This is a genomic window from Clostridium sp. NSJ-49 (assembly GCF_014287725.1).
In the GTDB taxonomy this organism is placed as follows: domain Bacteria; phylum Bacillota; class Clostridia; order Clostridiales; family Clostridiaceae; genus Clostridium; species Clostridium disporicum_B.
The window spans coordinates 67654-83330 of sequence record NZ_JACOOP010000007.1; the positions used below are offsets into that span (position 1 = coordinate 67654).

17 protein-coding genes are annotated in these 15677 nt (G+C 27.6%); 11 read left to right on the plus strand and 6 right to left on the minus strand.

Annotated elements, in window-relative coordinates; genetic code table 11:
* A complete protein-coding gene (locus tag H8S10_RS03970; protein WP_186837982.1) occupies window positions 1-1302 on the plus strand; it encodes an aminotransferase class V-fold PLP-dependent enzyme in 1302 nt (433 codons plus the stop codon).
* 56 nt (window positions 1303-1358) lie between these two features.
* On the opposite strand, the gene H8S10_RS03975 is transcribed toward H8S10_RS03970, so the two are convergent.
* Window positions 1359-2576: a 6-phosphofructokinase gene (locus H8S10_RS03975; protein WP_186837983.1), complete on the minus strand. Its 1218-nt coding sequence runs from the start codon at window positions 2574-2576 to the stop codon at window positions 1359-1361.
* 222 nt (window positions 2577-2798) lie between these two features.
* Here H8S10_RS03975 and H8S10_RS03980 point away from each other — a divergent pair, with 222 nt between their 5' ends.
* The 3 genes from H8S10_RS03980 (at window position 2799) to H8S10_RS03990 (ending at window position 5500) form a co-directional block, all read left to right on the plus strand.
* On the plus strand, window positions 2799-3356 hold the full coding sequence (locus tag H8S10_RS03980) for a manganese efflux pump (protein ID WP_055264061.1): 558 nt from the start codon (window positions 2799-2801) through the stop codon (window positions 3354-3356).
* Between the two features lie 159 nt (window positions 3357-3515).
* Window positions 3516-4043: a sigma-70 family RNA polymerase sigma factor gene (locus H8S10_RS03985; RefSeq protein WP_186837984.1), complete on the plus strand. Its 528-nt coding sequence runs from the start codon at window positions 3516-3518 to the stop codon at window positions 4041-4043.
* Between the two features lie 5 nt (window positions 4044-4048).
* Window positions 4049-5500: a DUF4179 domain-containing protein gene (locus H8S10_RS03990; protein ID WP_186837985.1), complete on the plus strand. Its 1452-nt coding sequence runs from the start codon at window positions 4049-4051 to the stop codon at window positions 5498-5500.
* A 71-nt stretch (window positions 5501-5571) separates the two neighbouring features.
* Here H8S10_RS03990 and H8S10_RS03995 read toward each other — a convergent pair whose 3' ends face one another.
* Together H8S10_RS03995 and H8S10_RS04000 are read right to left on the minus strand one after the other, a co-directional pair.
* Window positions 5572-6882: an FtsW/RodA/SpoVE family cell cycle protein gene (locus H8S10_RS03995; RefSeq protein ID WP_186837986.1), complete on the minus strand. Its 1311-nt coding sequence runs from the start codon at window positions 6880-6882 to the stop codon at window positions 5572-5574.
* Window positions 6870-7214, minus strand: a complete 345-nt coding sequence (locus H8S10_RS04000; RefSeq protein WP_186837987.1) for a helix-turn-helix transcriptional regulator — start codon at window positions 7212-7214, stop codon at window positions 6870-6872. The genes H8S10_RS03995 and H8S10_RS04000 overlap by 13 nt, the downstream gene beginning before the upstream one ends.
* 345 nt (window positions 7215-7559) lie before the next feature.
* Between H8S10_RS04000 and H8S10_RS04005 the strand changes: the two genes are divergently transcribed.
* A complete protein-coding gene (locus H8S10_RS04005; protein WP_186837988.1) occupies window positions 7560-7826 on the plus strand; it encodes a hypothetical protein in 267 nt (88 codons plus the stop codon).
* A gap of 267 nt (window positions 7827-8093) precedes the next feature.
* Here H8S10_RS04005 and H8S10_RS18330 read toward each other — a convergent pair whose 3' ends face one another.
* Both H8S10_RS18330 and H8S10_RS18335 read right to left on the minus strand, forming a co-directional pair.
* Window positions 8094-8330, minus strand: coding sequence for a DUF5680 domain-containing protein (locus H8S10_RS18330; RefSeq protein WP_347707665.1), 237 nt, complete (start codon window positions 8328-8330; stop codon window positions 8094-8096).
* Window positions 8331-8333: 3 nt separating this feature from the next.
* Window positions 8334-8771, minus strand: a complete 438-nt coding sequence (locus H8S10_RS18335) for a helix-turn-helix transcriptional regulator (protein ID WP_347707666.1) — start codon at window positions 8769-8771, stop codon at window positions 8334-8336.
* 187 nt (window positions 8772-8958) lie between these two features.
* Between H8S10_RS18335 and H8S10_RS04015 the strand changes: the two genes are divergently transcribed.
* The 5 genes from H8S10_RS04015 (at window position 8959) to H8S10_RS04035 (ending at window position 14658) form a co-directional block, all read left to right on the plus strand.
* Window positions 8959-9639 (plus strand): ABC transporter ATP-binding protein, encoded by a 681-nt coding sequence (locus H8S10_RS04015; RefSeq protein WP_186837989.1) that lies wholly within the window; start codon window positions 8959-8961, stop codon window positions 9637-9639.
* Window positions 9639-12194: an ABC transporter permease gene (locus H8S10_RS04020; RefSeq protein WP_186837990.1), complete on the plus strand. Its 2556-nt coding sequence runs from the start codon at window positions 9639-9641 to the stop codon at window positions 12192-12194. The genes H8S10_RS04015 and H8S10_RS04020 overlap by 1 nt, the downstream gene beginning before the upstream one ends.
* 217 nt (window positions 12195-12411) lie before the next feature.
* A complete protein-coding gene (locus tag H8S10_RS04025) occupies window positions 12412-13113 on the plus strand; it encodes a response regulator transcription factor (protein WP_186837991.1) in 702 nt (233 codons plus the stop codon).
* Between the two features lie 4 nt (window positions 13114-13117).
* Window positions 13118-14389, plus strand: coding sequence for a HAMP domain-containing sensor histidine kinase (locus tag H8S10_RS04030; RefSeq protein ID WP_186837992.1), 1272 nt, complete (start codon window positions 13118-13120; stop codon window positions 14387-14389).
* Window positions 14386-14658 (plus strand): hypothetical protein, encoded by a 273-nt coding sequence (locus H8S10_RS04035; protein ID WP_186837993.1) that lies wholly within the window; start codon window positions 14386-14388, stop codon window positions 14656-14658. Before H8S10_RS04030 ends, H8S10_RS04035 begins: the two co-directional genes overlap by 4 nt.
* 50 nt (window positions 14659-14708) lie before the next feature.
* Here the strand turns inward: H8S10_RS04035 and H8S10_RS04040 are convergent, their stop codons facing one another.
* Entirely contained in the window at window positions 14709-15122 is a 414-nt protein-coding gene (locus H8S10_RS04040) for a hypothetical protein (RefSeq protein ID WP_186837994.1), read from the minus strand.
* Between the two features lie 148 nt (window positions 15123-15270).
* On the opposite strand from H8S10_RS04040, the gene H8S10_RS04045 reads away from it, so the two are divergent.
* Window positions 15271-15669, plus strand: coding sequence for a DUF6762 family protein (locus H8S10_RS04045; protein ID WP_186837995.1), 399 nt, complete (start codon window positions 15271-15273; stop codon window positions 15667-15669).
* Window positions 15670-15677 lie beyond the last annotated feature (8 nt).

The window sequence follows — 15677 nt, forward strand, 5'->3', positions numbered from 1 at the left end:
ATGCATAAAACTAATATGGAAAAAATAAGGGAATTATTTGTGGGTATAGATAAAAAAATTGAAGTAGAAGGAAAAGGAAAAATAGTTCCTATAAATTTTGATAATGCAGCTACCACTCCGGCATTTAAAAGAGTGTTGAAAAGAATATTAGAATGTAGTGAAATGTATGGTTCAATAGCTAGAGGTGATGGACAAAAATCACAATTTTGTAGTGATACTTATGATGAATGTCGAAAGTATATAATGAATTATTTTAATGCACCTGAGGATTTATATACGGCGATTTTTACAGATAATACTACAATGGGGCTAAATAGATTATCAAATATATTGATTAAAGATAGAGAGGATATTGTTATTACTACTAGAATGGAACATCACTCAAATGATTTGCCTTGGAGAGGAAAATGTAACTTAAAGTATCTAGAAGTAGACGAAAATGGAAGAGTAAAAGTAGATGAACTTGAGGAGTTATTAATAAAGTATTGTGGTAAAGTAAAATATGTTACAATAAGTGGTGCATCTAATGTTACTGGATATCTAAATGATATAAGGAAAGTAGCGAAGCTTACTCATAAATATGGAGCCCATATAATTGTAGATGGAGCACAATTGGTCGCTCACAAAAAGGTATCTATGTTAGGTGTAAAAAGTGATGAGAATATAGATTATCTTGTATTTTCTGCACATAAGATGTATGCTCCTTTTGGATGTGGTGCAATAATTGGATTAAAAGAAACTTTTAATTATTACCCTCCTGATATAGTTGGTGGAGGAATAGTATATATTGTAAGAGATGAAGGGCAGATTTATTTAGATACTCCAGAAAAAAATGAACCAGGAACACCAAATTTTTTTGGAGTAGTAGCTATGACTCAAGCGATGAAGGATATGGAGAGAATAGGGTTTAAAACAATAGAAGACAATGAAAAAAATATATTCTCTAAGTTATTAGAAGGTATGAAAAATATAGCTGATGTTAATTTATATGGGGATTGTGAAAACATTGATGATAGATTAGGAATAATAGTATTTAATATAAATGGAATGAATTATGAAGAGGTAGGAGAAAAACTTGCTAGCATAAGAGGAATTGCTGTTAGGGAAGGTGGATTCTGTGCTCATCCATATACAAGAAGACTTTTAGGAATTAAAGATAAAGATCTTGATGAGTATATAGGAAAGAATGGAATTCCTGGGATGGTAAGAGCAAGTCTTGGAATATATAATACGGAAAAGGAAGTAGATATTTTCTTAGATACTATAGAGTATATTTGTAGAAGATATTTACCTAAAAAATAAGTAAAAGTAAAATGCTTAATGATGCCATGGGTATAGCTATCATTAAGCATTTATTTTTATTTATTAAATACCTTAAAATTAGGCATAGGTGACTGAGTTAAAATTGATGGAAGTGATGATACAAGTGGAGCTAGATATTCAATAGCTTCTTCAGTTACACCATTTCCTTCTTCATTAATCCATTCCTTAGGGAAGTATTTAACGTTATTAGCTATTTTATCAGCTTCAACTAAGAAATATGAGCTTGAGTAAGGAGTATTTGATTCTCTTTTTATAGCGACCATATATCCACTATGGCCCATGTTAGCATATTTTAATGCTTCATAACCAACTTGATAAGCCTCATCTAAGTCTAGATTTGAAGCACAGTGCATAGCACATCTTTGAAGAACTCCAAGTTCTAAAGATTTAACTCTTTTTGTAATTCCAGATTCAATTATTAAATTCTTTAAATACATACCAACTCCACCAAGTTGAGCATGTCCAAATTTATCGTGAGCTTGTGATGATGTTTCAGCAACAAATGTACCATCAGCAGTTCTAATTCCTTCAGATACAACTATGTATACTTGGTTTTGCTCTTCAAATTTTAATTTTACATCATGTAAAAACTTATCTACATCAAAAGCAGATTCAGGTAAATATATAAAATCGGCAACTTGTTTACCATTAAGTTTAGCTAAAGCAGCTGATGCTGCAAGCCATCCAGTATCACGTCCCATAGTTTCAACTATGAATATTCCGTTATTTATGTATACTGATGAATCTAAATATGTTTCAAGAACTGTTGTTGCAATAAACTTTGCAGCTGATCCAAAGCCAGGAGTATGATCTGTGTACATTAAATCATTATCTATAGTTTTTGGAATACCTATAAATTTGATATCTAGACCTGTTTCTTTAGCGTACTTACCAAGCTTTGCAGTAGTGTCCATTGAATCATTTCCACCAACATAAAAGAAAGCTTTTATATCATTAGCTTTTAAAATTTCTAATAGTTTATCATATTCTTCTGTTGATTCTTCTAACTTTTTCATTTTGTATCTGCAAGAACCTAATCCAGATGAAGGAGTATATCTAAATGAGTTAATCTCTTCATCACTAAAGCTAGATAACTCTATGATATTTCCATTAAGAATACCTTCTATTCCGTTTAAACCAGCATAAACTTTATCAAAAATTTTTAAATCTTTATTAGCATCTATTAATCCAACGACACTAGAGTTTATTACAGATGTTGGACCACCAGATTGAGCTATGATACAATTTGCCATTATGTTACTCTCCTTTATGTGAAAATCAAAAATAATTATAAAATATATTAAATGTGATACACAATTTGCTTATTATTTTGAATACAATATATACTATACAATAAAAGGTGTGAAAAATAAAGTGTTATTTATTAAATTTTAATAATTAAATAATATAATTCATATGTAAAGGTGATTGTTAATACAATTATATAGAAGTAAATTTCTAGTAGGAGAGAGAATATGGATTTAAGACATTTAATTATTATTGGAATAGCTTTGGCTATGGATGCATTAGGTGTTACATTAAGTATAGGTCTAAACCCAAGAGTTAGAAGAGATAGTAAGATAAAATATATAATTTCTTTTGGTTTTTTTCAGTTTTTATTTTTCTTTTTAGGAGGAGTTTTTGGATATCTTTTTGAAAAATATGTAGTTGCTATACCTAATATAATAGGCGGAATAGCCATTGGAATTGTTGGAATTATGATGTTTAAAGAAGGATTTGAATCTGAAGAGAAAGATGATGAACTATTACTTAAAAAGGGAATGCCAATAATTTTAGGAATATCTGTTAGCATAGATGCACTAGTTGTTGGATTTACAGCATCACATAGAGCATGCATATGTCTTCTTATGGTATTAAATGCAGTTATGATTGGATTAATAACATTACTAATTTGTACAACAGGATTTTTCTTATGTAGGTATATAAGGAGACTTGACTTTGTAACTAGATATGCAGATTTTTTAGGTGGAATAATATTAATTATCTTCGCCATTAAAATGATATTCTTTTAAATTAATAAATGATAATATTTAAAAGGTATAAACTTGAAAATTATAACTAAGTTTATATCTTTTTTATTTATAAAAAATTAGTTATTATTGGAGCGGATTAGTGTTTTTACCCATCTAATAAGTATAAAACTTAGCTAGGTAATAATTTTAGGAGGAAAAATGGAGCTAATATCATTTTTGAATTATAGAAAAAAGTCAAATGTATCTAAAGCTAAAGCTGGAGATAAAGACGCCTTTGTTTCCCTAATAGATGAAAATAGACTAAATATATATAGAGTTGCTAAAGGGATATTAAGAGAAGAGAAGGACATAGAAGATGCAATTCAAAATACTGTAATAAAGGCCTTTGAAAAGATGAATACATTAAAAAATAATGATTACTTTAAAACGTGGATAATAAGAATTCTGATTAATGAATGTAATGATATATTAAGAAAAAATAAAAGGTTAGTATCATTTGAAGAAGCTGTTGTTGAAGAAAAATATAGTGATAAGTATGAAAATATGGATTTAACAAATGCAGTAAGCTCACTAAATGATGATTTAAGAAATATTACAGTGCTATATTATTTTGAAGATATGAGTACTGTAAAAATAGCAAAATTTCTAGGAATTCCAGAAGGTACTGTAAGGTCAAGGCTTTCAAGAGCAAGAGAAAAGCTTAGAGAAAGGATGAAGGAGGTATAAGTTTTATGGATAAAGAAAATTTAAACTTTGATAAAGAAGTAAAAAATATATTAAATGAAGAAGTAAATTTTGTTCCGGATAATATAAACAAAGCTTTTGATGAAGCATTACTAAAGGCACAAGCGACTAAGAAAAAAAGAAAGTATAGAAAGGTATCAGGAATAGTTGCTATATTCCTAGGTATTAGTTTAGCAGGAGTTTCTATGACTCCATATGCTAAGAATATTCCTATATTAAGAAATATATATGAAACCTTTAATAGAAAGATTTATGAGAACTATGACAAATATGCATCAGATATAAATATAACTAAAGAAAGCAACGGTATTGGAATAACTATTAACAAAGTTATTTATGATGGATTCGATTTAGAAGTTTTTTATACAGTTAAAAGTAAAGAGCCGATGCAAGCAACTCCACACTTTATAAATTATAAGATAAAGATAAATGGAGAAAATGTGGCGTTTGGATGGAGTTCAGGAGGAGAATTTGTAGAGGATAATAAAGTTTACATGGGGCATACAAGTTATAGTATAAATTCAAGGAGATTATTGGAAGAAAAATTAGAGCTAGGTAATAAAGTTGTTGAAGTTCCAGATGAATTTATACTTTCCTTGGAGATTAATAATGTTGAATTTACTGGCTTAGAAAAAAATATATATGGAAACTGGGATTTTGACATACCTGTAAGTAATGAAAAGTTAAAAGGTTATGTTAAAGAATTTGATGTTAATTTTGACTTAAGCGCTATACTAGATGGACTTACAATAAATAAAATAATTACAACACCGATAAATACAATAATACAAGGATATGATAATTATACAGGGAATAATATGATACAATTTACAGTTTTTGATGACAATGGAAGAGCTCTATCTCCTAAATCAGGGGAAGGATCAGGAAGTGCTACAGAGAATGGTAGCTTCTTAAATTATTTTAGTAAGAATTTTAAGGAAACTTATTATGATACAGAAAGTATAAGTATTATTCCTAGTGTATGGATTTTCCAAGAAACAGAAAATACAACTGATAGTACTTCAAATAGAGAAACAGCTACTACAGAACTAGTTCCTAAAGACGCTAAATTAATTACTATACCTTTAAACTTACAAGGTGAAACCAATTTAAAGACAGCTGATGGAAAGGATTATGGAACTATAACAAAGGTAGAAATTAAAGAAGATAGAACTTATATATACTTCAAGCCTACTATAGGAAATTATGATATATTTGAAAAGATAGTTGATGATAACAAGGATATAAATGTAAGCTATCCAGTAGATAATTATTATAGAAATGAAGAAACAACTACTAGATATAATAAAGATACAGGTGAATTTATAGTTGAGTTTACAAAGCCATTAACTGATGGAAGCTACTCTATTTCTTATTATGATAATTCAGGAAGTGAAGTATATTTCTTTGATAAAGCTATTACAGTAGATCTTAAATAATAGTTTGAAAATATAAAAAAGTATAAAAATAGTCACCATAACTAACGTATATGATGGCTATTTTTTATGCTTTAAAATGTTGAAATTAAAGGTGTGTTTCTTTGTTTATAAACATTATTAATAATAGCAATAGATAAAATGTTTATTAATAATTGACTTCCACCGTAGCTTATAAAAGGCATACTAACACTAAGTATAGGAGATAGTGAAAGGTTTGCTAAAATATTTAGTAAAAATTGAATTGCAAATAGTGAACAAATTCCACTAACTAATAGTTTGCCATAACTATCTTTAGTATTAGCGCCTATAAATCCAATTCTAATAATAAATCCTAAAATTACTGATAATAATACTATTCCAGCTATCCAACCAAAGCTATAAACAATAGATGTAAACACAAAGTCTGTATGTGCCTCAGGAAGAGTAACTGAAGTAAGATTATTACCTTGACCTAAAATTCCAGCAGAAAGATTTAATGAAGACAATTGGTTATATATCCATCCGGATGAGGATGGATCTTTACTAGGATTTGAAAAAGCAAAAAATCTATCAAGTCTATAAGACTCACTTAATAAAAATGCTGAAAAAATTGCAAATAAACTTGAGATAGTTAATATTAAATATCTAACCTTGAAGCCAGATATAATCATTATTGTAAAAGCGCTTAATAAATATATAGCTGCATCAGATAATGAAGGTGAAATAATAAATATTAATGAAGGTACTATTACTAATAAAATACCAATAAAGCAATGTTTTTTGTTGCTCCAATTATAATCATCAAAAATACCTGCAAGAGCTGATATTGAAAGTAATGTATTTATACTTATCAAATTAAATGAAAAAGTTCCTATTTGAATATAGCCTATAGAACCATTGACAGGTTTAGTTGTAAAAAATGCTAATATCATTGATATAATTGAAAAGGCATAAATAAACTTTGAATATTTTTTTAGCTTCCTATAATCCAGTTTTATAAATAATAAGGAGATAGAAATGCTTATTATTAAGTAAATAAATGACCTACCTAAAAGATTCGGGTAATATTCTAAAGAATTCATAGGAGAATTTTTTTGAATAAAACCTAATGTAAACATACCAAAGAAAACCAATAAAGTTGTTATTGATAAAAGAAGCCAGTCAGAATTTGTTTTATGAGCCTTATTTAAGTCATTACCTATGACTTCTGAAGAACCCATTCGTAGAATAGCTTTATTTATAGCTTCTTCTTTTTCCATACCATTATTTAAACAATCTTCTATAATATCATCAAAATGACATAGTAATTCTACTTTTATTAATTTATGAACTTTTTTATTCTTAACGTAGCTACATACATCATCTATATATTTATCAATTTTTTCATTTTCTATTGGATACATAATTCACCCTCCCATAAAACGTTATTTACTGTAGAACTAAATAATTTCCACTCTTTTTCTTTCTCAATAAGTACTTTTTTACCAGCTGTTGTTATCTTATAATATTTTCTTTTTCTATTACCATTGCTAGAATCCCAATAAGCTTCAATATAATTTTCATTTTCTAAGCTATGAAGTATAGGGTAAAGAGTACCTTCTTTAAAAGAAAATATATTTTTTGATCTTTCTTCCATTTCTTTAATCATTTCATAACCATACATATCTTTGCGATTAAGAAGACTTAATATTAGTACTGTTGTGCTACCTTTTAAAAGTTCTTTGTTAATTTTCATAAATTCACCTCTTTACATAGTAATACGATACATAGTATATCTAGGTATAATTATATAACTATTAACCTATAATATGCAATATGTTAGAGAGAAATTAAATATGAAAATTAAATTATTAGAAATACTGTATTATTTTAAAGTGAATATAGGGCATTTTAAGTTATAAGAAATTAATGTGATTATAGTTTATTTGTTATATAATTATATTCTAGAAAATACAATAGTAATTCACAGTAGTTAATCATAAAGCTTCAATAATTGATACTATTCCTAAAAAGAATTATCAATTTAAGCCGAATAACCTTAAAGAACTGCTGTATTAAAAGTTATATAAGGAGGCGGGATATGATGATTAATAACATCTTTTTTAACAAAAGTAATGGGATTAAGATAATGCATATTATTCTATTTATCATCACAGGAATGTATATATTAGAATCTATATTTATTAGGGGGCTGTTCACTAACTTTATTTTAGCTGGTATTAATATAGTATTAAGTATTGTTGTACTTGTAATATCATTTATAAAGAAAGAATATAAATTAGCCATTATTGATTTTATTATTTTTAGCTTAACTTCATTAATACTTATATACTTAATGTATATTTAAACCGGATATTTCTTGTAATAATAAATTTATTAAAATGCCGTACTATTCAAATTGAACTGCCCCCTGTCTACTTGACAGGGGGCAGTTCAGAATATACGGTATTTTTAGTTTTAAATTGTACAAAGCTCATTCATAGTAAATATCCCTTTTCAAAAATAACAATATATGAATTACCTATAATTAAATTATAAATGCAATCTTATTGCTAATTAATTTGAGAAATAGGAACTTTTTTATAATTAAAAAAATTACTTGTTATTAATATATTTATTTTATTAAGCCACCATGAAACATGCATTCAAATACTTTTTTGTCTTTATAAAAAATCTCTTCATAGCCATTAAACCATTCAAAAGAACCATTAACAATACAGTGATATTTATAGTCACCATTTTCATATACAATTGGACCTCTATAAAGATTATCTTCAGGTACTAATGCTAGAACTTCTTTTAAGAATGAACCTGAGAATTCTTGGCTTAGGACCCTACCCATATAATTCATAGATCAAACTGGAGTTGAATCTATCCACAGACCCTCTTCACCAGCAAAACTTTCTCCACCTAAAAATGTATCTATATATAATAATTTATCCTCACTATATTGTAAGTCGTGCGAGTTAGGTCTAGAAGAAGGAGATTTAGGACCTTTTCCAGCATAAGTAGCTTTTTTAGCTCTACATAAGAATTTTATAAGTAGTTCTGAAGAGTCAAAATTTGATGTATTGTCAGTATTTAATGAACATTCATCTGAAGGTTTTAAAAGTTTATCAATAGATACCTTGAAAATTTCACTTAGTGTAATTAGATTATCTATATCAGGGTAAGAACATCCTAATTCCCATTTTGCAACAGCTTGTCTAGAGACATTAACTAATTCAGCCAGAGCCTCTTGTGAAAGACCTTTATCTTTTCTAAGTTTTTGTAGTTTATCATTAAAATTCATAATCATCACCTCATATCTAAAGTATATAGTATGAAAAAACTTTATACTACCAATTAAAGGTTTCAATTTTGACAACTAGAAGTTGTCATGAGATATTACTAAATTGTAATATTTGAATTTATATAAAAGTAATATTGTTAATTTATAATAAAAGCATAGTAATAAAAGCTTAAGGGGAGATATAATTATGGCACTTATAGAAGTAAAGAATTTATGCAAAGTTTATGGTAGTGGAGAGGCTAAGGTTGAAGCATTAAAAGATATAAATTTAGAAATTGAGCAAGGTGAATTTGTGGCTATAGTAGGTCCATCAGGTTCAGGAAAAAGTACGCTACTACACCTGTTAGGGGGCGTTGATAAACCAACTTCAGGTGAAGTTATTATAAGAGGTGAGAGTGTTTATAAATTAAAGGAGAAGGAGTTATCAGTTTTAAGAAGAAGAAAAATAGGATTTGTATTTCAATTTTTTAATTTAATACCGGTTTTAACTGCTGAAGAAAATATAGAAATGCCAGTACTTCTTGATGGAGTTAAGATAGACAAGGAATATCTAGAGGATCTTTTAAAACTTTTAGGATTAGAAAATAGAAGGAAGTATCATCCATCAGAATTATCAGGGGGGCAACAACAAAGAGTTTCTATAGGAAGAGCTTTAGCTAATAAACCAGCAGTTATATTAGCAGATGAACCGACAGGTAACCTTGATTCTAAAAATTCAAAGGAAATATTAGAACTCTTAAAGTATTCAGCTAAAAAATATAAGCAGACTTTAATTTTAATTACCCATGATATAAATATAGCAAGAGCTGCTGATAGAGTTATAACTATTGAAGATGGGAAAATCACTGCTGATGAGGTGGTGAGATAATGAAATCTTATAGCGATATAACTTTAAAATATTTAAAGAAAAATAAAAAGAGAACATTATTTACTGTTATAGGAATTATAATGTCCTTATCACTTATTAGTGGTATTGGATTCTTAGGATTAAGCTTTAAGGATTTTATGTATAACAGGGCAATTACTTATAATGGTGATTATGAGTTTTTTGCAAGGAATTTAACCAAGGAGCAGGCACTTCTATTAAAAAATGATGTGGACTTAGAAAAAATAGCTATAGATAGCAATGAATATAACAATTTTATATATAATCAAAATGATAAAGAAGCTTCAGGTACAGTCATACAAGGTGATAAGGAATACTTTAATGTATTTTATAAAAATCTTGAAGAAGGAAGAGCACCTGAAAGTAGTAATGAAATAATTTTAGGGTTAAGTGAAAAAGAAGATTTTAATATTAAGTTAGGGGAAAAGTTTGAAGTTGATGAAACTTATTATGACCAGGATTATAATGTGGTGTTAACAGGGAATAAAAAGGAATATACGGTAGTTGGATTTTATACAGAAACCGCAGGAGCTTATGGTGATAATTATATAATTGGGGTAACTTTATTAGATACTTTAGATAGTGAGATAAACTATAATGTAGCGTTTACTGTAATTGATAAAGAAAATAAGATACAAATAGCATATGATAAGATTTCTAAAATGCTTGGTAGAGATTTAGAATTTGAAGATATGAGCTACAATAATGACTTATTAGCATTAAGAGGACAGAGTAGTTATAGTGGAATTAATACTGTAATAATAGGAATATTTATATTTGTATTAGCAGTAATAATATTTGCAACAATATTTTTAATATACAATGCTATAAATATTTCAGTAACAGAAAGAATGAGCCAGTTTGGAATACTTAGAAGTATAGGGGCATCTCCTAAGCAAGTGAGAAATTTAGTATTAAAAGAAGGTCTTTTAATGTGTCTTATGGCAATACCTTTTGGAGTGTTATGTGGATATTTAGGAATATGGGTTACTGTAAAGATTTTAGGTGTAAAAATAGGAGAAATGTTTAGCGCAGGAGCTTTTACTGTAAGCTTTAAACTAATAGTAATAATTTTTACAGCTATTATTGGAAGTCTTACTATACTTATAGCTTCCTTTGGTCCAGCTAAGAAGGCAGGGAAAATAAATCCTATAGATATAATTAAGGGTAACAACGATAATGAAAAAGTTAAAAATCATGTTATAGGAAGTAGTATAATTAGAAAAATATTTGGTGTTGAAGGTTGGATAGCGTATAAAAATATAAGGAAAAATTCTAAGAGATTTATGGTTACTATTCTTTCCTTAAGTATATCACTTATTATGTTTATAACTTTTACAACTTTAAATATGAAAAGAATAGATGAATTAAATTATTTAAACGAAGCAACTTTAAATCAAGGTACAGTATATATTTATGAAAAAGATCAGATTGATGTAATTGAAGAAAAGGTAAAAGCTATAACTGGCGTTAACAATCTTTATGGTTGGTTTGAAAATTCAATTCCATTAGAGTTAGACTCCAGCTTATTTACTGAAGAGTTTAAAGGAATATATGGTGATAGGTATCAAAATTATGTTTCGGAAAGAGTTAGTATAGAATATTTTAATAATGAAATATTAAAAAAGATTGGAATTGAAGATGGTCTTAAAGATAATGAAATAATATTAACGAATAGTATAGCTATGTATGATAATAAAGGGAAACTTAACAATTTAAGCGTAACTAATTTAAAAGAAGGAGATACTTTAAAGATACCTAAAATTTGTATAGATTACTTAAAGTATGATGGTGAAAAAAGTGATGAAAGTGATAAGTTACTTAAAGAAGCTATTGATAAAGATGTTTCAGAAGGTAATTATTATGAATTCAAAGTAAAGAAAATAATAGATAAAAACCCATTAAGATATGGTTATAGTGGAGATTTTGAAATAGCTTTTAGTGGAGATTTCTTTAATAGCTTGAATATAACTAATTTTATAGGTTCTTATAATTTAGGATTTAGATATAAAAATATAAATGATATAGCAGAAATTAAGAGGATATCTTCTGAGATTACAGCTTTAGGTGATAAATATGATGTTAGCTTTATAGATGATAGTGAAGATAATAGAAGTCTAGAACAGATGTGGGGAGTTATAAACGTATTTGTTTATGGGTTTATAGTAATGATAAGCTTAATTGGAATAGTTAATGTTATAAACACTATATCCCTTAATATACTGCTTAAGAAAAAAGAATTTGGTACACTAGGTACTATAGGTATGGATAAAAAGCAGCTATACAGAATGGTTATTTTAGAAGGATTACTTCATGGGATTATAGCTTGCATAATTGGAGGAGTAATTGCTGTAGGATTATCAATGGTAGCAGTAAGAATAATATCGTATGGTTTTACTTTTGGATATAAGTTATATTGGCAGCCATTTGCTATAGGATTCTTAATTAATATTGTAGTAACTATAATAGCATCAATTATACCACTAAATAAGCTTAAAAAGATGAGCTTGGTAGAAACAGTAAGAAATATAGAATAATATGGTTTATAAAGCATAGGAAGTGGTTTATAATAAAGGTATTACATGGTGAAAATGTGGAGAAAAAGATTTTTTTAGTGCTGTTTTTCAGAAATGATGTATTTAGAGAGATTCTTAGAAGTTACTAATACTGAAGTTCACTTAAAAATGAAAAAAAAGATATATGAGATAGGAGTAGAGAAAATTCTGCTCCTATTTAGCATTGAAGGGGGATAATATGATTAAAATTTTATTTGTAGAAGATGATTTACCATTAGCTTTAGGAATTGAATATACATTAAAACAAGAGGGGTTTTATGTAGTACATGCTAAAAATCTTGAAGAGGCTAGAGCAAATTATAAATCTTTAGATTTTAATATAATTTTACTTGATGTGATGTTACCTGATGGCAGTGGTTATGACTTTTGTAGAGAAGTAAGAAAGGAAAGTGAAATACCTATTATTTTCATGACAGCTTGTGATGAAGAGGTTAATGTTGTTTTAGGTTTAGATATGGGTGGAGATGATTATGTAACTAAACCTATAAGAGTAAAGGAACTTATTTCAAGAATAAATGCTGTACTAAGAAGAAAAGGAATAACGAATACTAAGTCTTCTGAAGAGATAATAAGAAGTGGCAATATACTAATAGAGCCTTTAAAATATAAGGTTTATAAGAATGGAGCCAATATAGATTTAACAGCTATAGAATATAAATTGTTGTTAATTCTTATCAAGAATAAAGGTAATGCTATTGAAAGAGTTACATTGTTAGAAAAGCTATGGGATGTTGATGGTAATTTTGTTGATGGGAATTCTCTTACTGTATATATAAAGAGATTAAGAGAAAAGATAGAAGATGATATTAAAAATCCACAATATATAGAAACTGTAAGAGGCATAGGATATAGATGGGCAGAAAGAATCGTGGAGGTATAATTATATGAATCTTTTAAAGAATAGAGAGATTAAAAATATAATAATACTTTCGGTTATTTCTTTTATAATATTTACTTTAATATCAATGATGTTTTTAACTAATTGGTTTAATAATATTAGTTCAAGATATGGTAAGCAAAATATAGCCTTAGTAGGAGCTATATTAGAACAAAATCCTGAGCTTGAGGAAAATATAATACCTATCATTACAAAAGGTGAGTATAGTAAGTATTATGATTATGGAAAATTAGTGATGGATAAATACTATTATAATGACAATATATTGCCATATAAGAATGCTATTATAAAAAATGAATATAATAATTTTAAAAAAATATGGATAGGCTTTGTGGGTGTAATTTGGGCTATATTATTAATTTTATTTATATATATAATTAAACCTATTTTTAAAAACTTAAATACTCTTGGACAAATTGCAGATAATATGGTTGAAGGTAAGTTTAATAATAAGCAGTTAGCGTTAAATGAAGGTGAATTATCAGTATTTTACAATAAGTTTATAGATATGGGAGAACGGCTTGAAGGAGCTTTGAATGATCTTAAAGCAGAAAAAGTTAATTTAAAAAATATTATTAATGATATATCTCATCAATTAAAAACTCCACTTTCTGCATTGATTACGTATAATGATATTTTAAAGAATCATAATAAGATGGATAGTGAAACTAGAACTAAGTTTATAGATTCAACATCAGACCAGTTAGATAGAATGGATTGGCTTATCACTACCTTGTTAAAATATGCCAGAATAGAAAGTAATGCAATTAATTATAATAAGTCTTTACATTCTTTAAAAGATACTATAAATTATTGTATGCAGCCTTTAAAAGTTAAAGCTGATAAAATGAAACAAAATATTATATTAGATTTTAAGGGTGAAGGCCTTTACTTTCATGATGAGAAATGGATAGGAGAAGCTTTTAGTAATATTATTAAAAACTCTATAGAGCATACGGCTTTAGGAGGAAATATAAAGGTTTGTCTTGAAGAAACTCCATTAAGTGTTACAGTAACTATAAGCGATAATGGCGAAGGTATAGAAAAGAAAGACCTTAAAAATATATTTAAAAGATTTTATAAGGGAAAGAATTCTTTAAATCCTAAAAGTATTGGAATTGGATTATCTTTAAGTAAAAAGATAATAGAAGCTCATAATGGCAGTATAGTTGCAGAAAGTGAAGTTTTAGTAGGCACCAGCTTTTACATAACCTTTTTAAAGGTAAGGTCTGATTATGAAAAGGAGAATGAAATATGACAAGAGACACAAGAGAAGAATTATTAGAATTGTACAGTGAGTTAGTAGATTGTGGAGTAGTTTTCCACTATGGTAACGAAGAGATCGATAACGGTGAAATAACTAATTTTGAAATTGATGATGAAGATATGATAACAATCGAATTAGATGGTTGTGAAACTTATGAAATAGAGTTGCAAGATTTTATAGATAATCACTCAAAGGATGGAGTTAACTACCATAGCTTTGAAATGGGAAGAAGATTTGATCATATATTAGCTGATAAATAGTAGGAAAAAAGACAGTAGAAAGGTTAGGTAACTTATCTACTGTCTTTGATTTATTCTACATTTTCTTGTGAACTATCCTTTTTTGCTAAGGAGTTCATTACCCATGAGCCATTAGGATCTTTTGTTAATTCACCTACTAATGTAGTTCTTTGATGTGGTTCATTATGACTAAGTCCAAAAGCTTCAACTACAACTTTATCTTCAGTCTTATCGATAAAAGTCATATTTTGAACTCTGTTGATTCTTAGATCTTTATCTTTCCAATTAGTGAAGTAGTAGTCAATTGCATAAGTTAAATTGCTACATTTGTAAGAAACATACTTAACTTTTAATAAGACTCCACCAGTAATCAATAACACAATAAGAACTAGAGGAAAAATTATTGAAAATAACTTTTTTCTACGTTTTTTTAAGCGTTGGACTCTAGTGTATGTCCTATTTTTTTTAGAACGCTTTTGCACCATAAAATCGCCCCCAAAAAAACTCTATGTTAATATATTACCATAAATTGTAAATATGTAAAGTGGATATTGTATAATTAAAGAAGGAAACATATAATAAGGATAAGACAAAAAAATGAAAACAATGGAAGAATAGAAGGAGAATATAAATATGGATTACTCAAGTTTAATATTAATGGAAAGAGATGCTGAAACAGGATTTGTTACAAAAGAGTTAGGAAGTTATCAAGTATCTGTTGAAGCTGAATATGTAAAAGGGTTTTATGTAAAAGGAGATACTGTTTATATAAAATTTGACACAAATAAAGATGTTGAAGAGTGGGAATACTCTGGTATATATGATGTATTTAATTATTCTATATTTGAAGAAGAAGGATTTAAGATTGAAGATGTTGATGATGAATACAATCCAACATTCTTAATTACATTTAAATATGAAGATGATCATGGATATATTAATGAGAAACTATCTTTAGCTTTAGAATTAATTCATGAAGCTATGGAAAAGGCCTTCAATGATATAGAAGGAAAAGAAGAAGAATATAAGTAGAAAGGAGT

Coding starts and splice junctions, on each gene's coding strand:
- H8S10_RS03970 (WP_186837982.1), top strand. CDS start 1: ATGCATAAAACTAATATGGAAAAAATAAGGGAATTATTTGTGGGTATA.
- H8S10_RS03975 (WP_186837983.1), bottom strand. CDS start 2,576: ATGGCAAATTGTATCATAGCTCAATCTGGTGGTCCAACATCTGTAATA.
- H8S10_RS03980 (WP_055264061.1), top strand. CDS start 2,799: ATGGATTTAAGACATTTAATTATTATTGGAATAGCTTTGGCTATGGAT.
- H8S10_RS03985 (WP_186837984.1), top strand. CDS start 3,516: ATGGAGCTAATATCATTTTTGAATTATAGAAAAAAGTCAAATGTATCT.
- H8S10_RS03990 (WP_186837985.1), top strand. CDS start 4,049: ATGGATAAAGAAAATTTAAACTTTGATAAAGAAGTAAAAAATATATTA.
- H8S10_RS03995 (WP_186837986.1), bottom strand. CDS start 6,882: ATGTATCCAATAGAAAATGAAAAAATTGATAAATATATAGATGATGTA.
- H8S10_RS04000 (WP_186837987.1), bottom strand. CDS start 7,214: ATGAAAATTAACAAAGAACTTTTAAAAGGTAGCACAACAGTACTAATA.
- H8S10_RS04005 (WP_186837988.1), top strand. CDS start 7,560: ATGATGATTAATAACATCTTTTTTAACAAAAGTAATGGGATTAAGATA.
- H8S10_RS18330 (WP_347707665.1), bottom strand. CDS start 8,330: ATGAATTATATGGGTAGGGTCCTAAGCCAAGAATTCTCAGGTTCATTC.
- H8S10_RS18335 (WP_347707666.1), bottom strand. CDS start 8,771: ATGAATTTTAATGATAAACTACAAAAACTTAGAAAAGATAAAGGTCTT.
- H8S10_RS04015 (WP_186837989.1), top strand. CDS start 8,959: ATGGCACTTATAGAAGTAAAGAATTTATGCAAAGTTTATGGTAGTGGA.
- H8S10_RS04020 (WP_186837990.1), top strand. CDS start 9,639: ATGAAATCTTATAGCGATATAACTTTAAAATATTTAAAGAAAAATAAA.
- H8S10_RS04025 (WP_186837991.1), top strand. CDS start 12,412: ATGATTAAAATTTTATTTGTAGAAGATGATTTACCATTAGCTTTAGGA.
- H8S10_RS04030 (WP_186837992.1), top strand. CDS start 13,118: ATGAATCTTTTAAAGAATAGAGAGATTAAAAATATAATAATACTTTCG.
- H8S10_RS04035 (WP_186837993.1), top strand. CDS start 14,386: ATGACAAGAGACACAAGAGAAGAATTATTAGAATTGTACAGTGAGTTA.
- H8S10_RS04040 (WP_186837994.1), bottom strand. CDS start 15,122: ATGGTGCAAAAGCGTTCTAAAAAAAATAGGACATACACTAGAGTCCAA.
- H8S10_RS04045 (WP_186837995.1), top strand. CDS start 15,271: ATGGATTACTCAAGTTTAATATTAATGGAAAGAGATGCTGAAACAGGA.